Annotated in this window: 6 protein-coding genes; 2 read left to right on the top strand and 4 right to left on the bottom strand. The window is 31.5% G+C overall.

Annotation, left to right across the window (positions count from 1 at the left end; all coding sequences use genetic code 11):
* Positions 1-168: 168 nt before the first annotated feature.
* Positions 169-300, top strand: coding sequence for a DUF421 domain-containing protein (locus KPL55_RS26190; RefSeq protein ID WP_312887394.1), 132 nt, complete (start codon positions 169-171; stop codon positions 298-300).
* 136 nt (positions 301-436) lie between these two features.
* Here KPL55_RS26190 and KPL55_RS25085 read toward each other — a convergent pair whose 3' ends face one another.
* The 4 genes from KPL55_RS25085 to KPL55_RS25100 all read right to left on the bottom strand — a co-directional run bounded on the left by KPL55_RS25085 (position 437) and on the right by KPL55_RS25100 (position 4867).
* Positions 437-949, bottom strand: coding sequence for a hypothetical protein (locus tag KPL55_RS25085; protein WP_216309487.1), 513 nt, complete (start codon positions 947-949; stop codon positions 437-439).
* 187 nt (positions 950-1136) lie between these two features.
* A complete protein-coding gene (locus KPL55_RS25090; protein WP_312887395.1) occupies positions 1137-1454 on the bottom strand; it encodes a hypothetical protein in 318 nt (105 codons plus the stop codon).
* 101 nt (positions 1455-1555) lie between these two features.
* A complete protein-coding gene (locus KPL55_RS25095; RefSeq protein WP_216309488.1) occupies positions 1556-3604 on the bottom strand; it encodes an ATP-dependent helicase in 2049 nt (682 codons plus the stop codon).
* 9 nt (positions 3605-3613) lie between these two features.
* A complete protein-coding gene (locus KPL55_RS25100) occupies positions 3614-4867 on the bottom strand; it encodes a Zn-binding domain-containing protein (RefSeq protein WP_246599835.1) in 1254 nt (417 codons plus the stop codon).
* Between KPL55_RS25100 and KPL55_RS26195 the strand changes: the two genes are divergently transcribed.
* A complete protein-coding gene (locus tag KPL55_RS26195; RefSeq protein WP_246599837.1) occupies positions 4866-5018 on the top strand; it encodes a hypothetical protein in 153 nt (50 codons plus the stop codon). The two genes, KPL55_RS25100 and KPL55_RS26195, sit on opposite strands and share 2 nt — an antisense overlap.
* Positions 5019-5099 lie beyond the last annotated feature (81 nt).

The following is a 5099-nucleotide window of genomic DNA, read 5'->3' on the forward strand; positions in this document are numbered from 1 at the left end:
TGATGTTTTCTTATTGATAAAGTGAATTTATAGTGGTAATCTGACGTAAATCAGTTACTAGTAATAGAAATAAAACGCCTTTTCAATTAGGTATAATTTGACGTTTAACAAGCAAGAATAACAATTGATGTTTTATTAGAAGAATTACGTGAAGAAAAAGTAGATGACGTGAAAAAGGTGGCTCTAGCAATTTGGGAAGCTGATGGGAAAATTTCTGTTTTTTTACAACCAAAATATGAACCGATTACTCCTTCATCCCTCCAATTCAAACAGAACCTTTTAACTTGCCTAGGAAGGTAAAATTATTTCTAAGGAGCTAAATCAAATTCATAGAGATGAAGGCTGGGTTATTTCAAGTTTAGAGAGTTTATATCAAACCGAGGTAAAAAACGTTCTCCTTGCCACCCTTGATATGAAAGGTAACCTAAATATTTTTTTATATAGGTAATCCTGCTTCTTCTTTTGCCTTTTTTACCTCATCAATAATTCTAATTGGAACAGGAATATATGATACTCCACCTTTTTCTATAGCAAGTTCCATGAATTTTTCATAAAATATTGTTGGATTAGAATATACTATGTCAAATACAATATCTTTCAACGCTTCTTCTATTCCATCAGCATAATAAATACTATCATTAATAATATCATCATAAAGCAGATCATATCTTTCCCAATTTTCTGCAAGCTCTATATTAGCATCCATTCTCTTGCCTTTTCCGTCGACTTGTTTAAATCCATAAAACCTTTCCAATAACTCAGCAATATCTACCGGAGTTAGTGACGCGCCATTTAACATATCTCTTAGTTTTTCATTAAGAAAAAATACCAGCTTGCTAAATTGTTCTGGCTCCATATTTCCCCTTACAAAACTGTAATTATCTTCTTCCAATGCAATAAGTTCTATTTTATATATATAAGACTTTTCAAATTTTAGTAAGTTACTCATCTTTTGCTGTCCTCCTAAATTGTTTAGTGAAATCATACCATAATTTATTATAACCACTTTATAAAATATAGTCTAATTCATTTTGGGCTTAGATATTGGTAAGCCAAGAAATCTAGATTCAAATGTTATTTTAAAAAGATAAGAACTGTTTCTATATATTAGAAACAGTTCTTATCTTTAATAAAATTTATTCAGCTTTTGCACCAAAAGAAAATTTAACTTCTTGCACTTTCGTATTTCCAAAATGACCTTTAACTTCTGCAAGTTGATTTTCCAAACTTTCAAACATAGCGTTAACTTGCTCATCCGTATACTCATATGTATTTCCATTATGTAACTTATCAAGACTACTTACTGCAGTCATAATCTTATTTACTCTATATACCGCAAGACGGATGAATTTTTCATTCTTAGTTTCATTTGGTGTTTCATTTGTGGTGTCAGCTGACACTATTTCTGCACCTTCATCCATATTCATTCCTATTAATTCGTTTGTTTCTTCCACTTTATCTCCCCATTTCTTTAAAAATTTCTTAACAAATAATAATCTATTTCATAAAATTATAACACATTATTGTCCAACCCGTAATGAAAATCTTCACATATTTATAAAAATTCCAGTTCACTAAACGCTTTAATAAATTCTTTCACTCCATAATTTTTAAATTCTACTTCAATCATTGTATCATCATCTTTAAGCACTTTTCCTATTCCATATTTAATATGATTAACCTGTTTTATAGACATTTGATTTACAGGTTCCAATGATGCTTCTTTCTTCTCTTCTGTTTTTGCCTCCTGAATTTGTTTCTTAAGTTCATGTAAGTTCACAACTTCGCTTTTAACCTCATCCCTTTGAATTAGTTGTTGTGGAATCATATTAATATATCTGCTTTCCCCTGGCATTGCCCTGTGATATTCCGGATTTGTATAATAGGAAAGTTCCAGATAATCTTTTGCCCTTGTAATTCCCACAAAAAATAATCTTCGCTCCTCTTCTTCTCCATCCATATCTCTAGTTTGCAAAGGAATTAGCCCATAATTAATACCTGTAATAAACACATATGAAAACTCTAATCCCTTAGACGCATGTAATGTCATGAGCTTTACAGATTTTGTTGCACTATTTATATTCTTTTGTAATATATTCACGCCATATAATGCAGATGAATTTATAAAATTTGTAAGACCATCTAGAAACATCATTTTCTTTTCCTTCACATATTCCATAATAATATCAAGCAAAGTACAGATTGAGTCTTTATCTTCCCTGTAGGTAGACGCAGTTGGCCCTATATACTTATCAAATTCAAAATAATTGTAAATCTCCACTGACTTTTTAACCCCCGCGCATTCGGAGGCGAACTCCTTCATTTTTGTAAATAGCTTTGACTTATCTATATATTGCTCTTTGACTATTTCCCCTGCTCGCAACTCTGTTATTTTTTCTCCATAATTCTTATTACTAAGAACATAGATTCCAGATGAAACATCATTTTTATTTACCGAAAAACGCAATAGTTTAATCACCCAATTTAACACAGGTATATCACGTATCGTTTTTTTCATTGACACTTCATACGGAATCTCATTTTTCAAAAATACATCTTCGAAAACCTTAGACTGATTCTGCATACGGTAAAAAACAGCAATCTCGTTATATGGCACCCCTAACTTATGTATTTCGTGAATCTTATCTACCAAATAACAGGCTTCATTGAATGGATTATATTGATTTTTTACTACAATTTTACTTCCCGGTTCCCGTATTCCTATTAAACTGCTTCCACTTTGCAAAAAACATTTTGCCACCTCTAATATTGAACTGCTAGAGCGGTAATTAATTGGAAGTGACAACTCTTTTGCGTCATATTTATGCTTTAATGTATAAAACACACTTAGCGCACTTCCACGCCAACTATATATAATCTGATTTGGGTCACCCACGGCAAATAATTTAGTATTTAGACTCTTTAATTTATCAATGAAATAAAGCTGTTGTTTGTCGCTGTCCTGAACCTCATCAATTATAATCCACGACCTTTCTATCTTATAATCATCTAATAAAATATTTGCATTTTGCAACAAATCTGAAAATGCCATTTTGTTTTGTCTTATTTTTTCTTCTTTCAGTAGCGCAACCAGCTTAAATATCTCATCATTATATCGTGAAATCTTTTGCTCCTCTTTCACAATAGACATAACTTGCTCCAGTCGTTTTTTTAATCGATTTTTATATTTAATGAGAAGCTTTTCTTCTCGAATTATTTGCATAGCAATATCTAATTCTTCATCTGGCTCTATTACAAGAAAATCTTTTGTATATCCAATTTTTTCAACAGCCAATATATCTTTTAGCAAATGAAGTGCAACACTATGAAACGTTCCAAATCCCTCTAATTCATACATTGGTATGCTGCCTTCTGAACTGATTAATCTTTCTTTAATTTCATTCGCCGCTTTGTTAGTAAACGTCAATACAATCATATCCCTATAGCTAATGTTTTTTACATAGTGAAGATACATAATTTTTGAAATTAAGACTGTAGTTTTCCCGCTTCCAACATTTGCATTTACAACACATGCATTACTTTCATCTAATACTGCTTCCTTTTGGTATTCATTTAGTCTGTCTAATTCTTTCTCATAATGCATGTAATCCCCCTATTCAACAAGATTTTCGTATCTTCTTTGTAATTTACTTTTCACCTTTGCCACATCATCGCTCGTCTCTTCAAGTCTAATTTTTAATTCAAACCCCTCTGGAGCATCTGTATTAAAAACAATAATATTTCTTAAACTTCTTTTATTGCTTTCTTCCATTACCCATTCTTTATAAAAAGCGTTATGCAAAACTAAGGTTAAAATATGATTGTCTATCTCCACTTCAGTAATTGTACTTAGAAATGTTGCAAATGAGTCTCCATTTTCCTGAATATATTTGCAAAAATCTTTCCACTTTTCTTGTAACATACCAAATTGAAATGGTTTTTCAATAAATGTTGAAGGAGCATATTCCACTATTTTAATATCTTTCGGAGCCTTTATTTCTTCTACTAAATTTTTTAGTCCCCACAGAATCATGCCTTTATCTAATTTATAATCTCCGATACATGCCGCGCAACCACTCTCACATTTACATCCACCCACGAGCTTTATTGCATCATCAATAATTTGCGAAATTAAATCAAATACTTTTTCTGCATAACCGAGTCCTCCTATATACTTATCATAAATAAACATATATACATCATCCATAAAATTTTCATTTATTTCTATTGCACTATTGGACATTGTAGCTCCGATATCTTCTCGCTCAGTCATTGTCGTCATCATTGCCACATTTTTAATAACATAACACAAACCTTCAAAATGATTGTTTCTTAGGATCTTACCACTAGGGCTTTCCTTGAGCATTTTCCTATATACCTTTACAACATTATCAGGAATTTTTATCCAAGTACTTTCCGTATCATAATCCTTTGATAATGGTTTTTCTAACTGCTGGAAACCTAAGTTTTGATGATTGTGAAATTGCAGTTTTTTATACATATAAACTATTTCATCAACATTCACATCACCAAAAGCAACTTTGACACGCTTATAATCCATATCCTTACTTCCTTGAATAATCCTTATATTCGTGCTGCCTCCAGGCATTGTATAATAGTTTCCATTAAACAATATAGCGAATGCAGTTTTACTTTCCAAATCAAGTTTTATAACCTGATACTGGATGCCACCGTGCATATAAATTGCTCCGTTATGAATTTCACGAAAAGCCTGCATCTCATCCATTTCTGTAATTTCTTTCGCATTTTCTTTGTTAATAAGTTTGTATCTAGATTTATCAATATTTCTTAAGCTGAAATCTCCTGCTGGAAACGAATTTCCGGTCCAAACAAACTTTCCACCCATGTTATTTAACTCATTTGCGCGAATTAAAACAGGAATTGTTTCCCCTAAATCCGGAAATATCGAAATATCATTAAGTGTTAATGGTATTTCAGCGGCCGCAGCGCGTATATGTGCTAGCTCTATTGTTAAACGTCAAATTATACCTAATTGAAAAGGCGTTTTATTTCTATTACTAGTAACTGATTTACGTCAGATTACCACTATAAATTCACTTTATCAATAAGAAAACATC

Origin of the sequence: Clostridium lacusfryxellense (assembly GCF_018861735.1) — a bacterium.
Taxonomy (GTDB): domain Bacteria; phylum Bacillota; class Clostridia; order Clostridiales; family Clostridiaceae; genus Clostridium_AD; species Clostridium_AD lacusfryxellense.

Coding starts and splice junctions, on each gene's coding strand:
- KPL55_RS25100 (WP_246599835.1), bottom strand. CDS start 4,867: ATGGGTGGAAAGTTTGTTTGGACCGGAAATTCGTTTCCAGCAGGAGAT.
- KPL55_RS26195 (WP_246599837.1), top strand. CDS start 4,866: ATGTTATTTAACTCATTTGCGCGAATTAAAACAGGAATTGTTTCCCCT.
- KPL55_RS25085 (WP_216309487.1), bottom strand. CDS start 949: ATGAGTAACTTACTAAAATTTGAAAAGTCTTATATATATAAAATAGAA.
- KPL55_RS25095 (WP_216309488.1), bottom strand. CDS start 3,604: ATGCATTATGAGAAAGAATTAGACAGACTAAATGAATACCAAAAGGAA.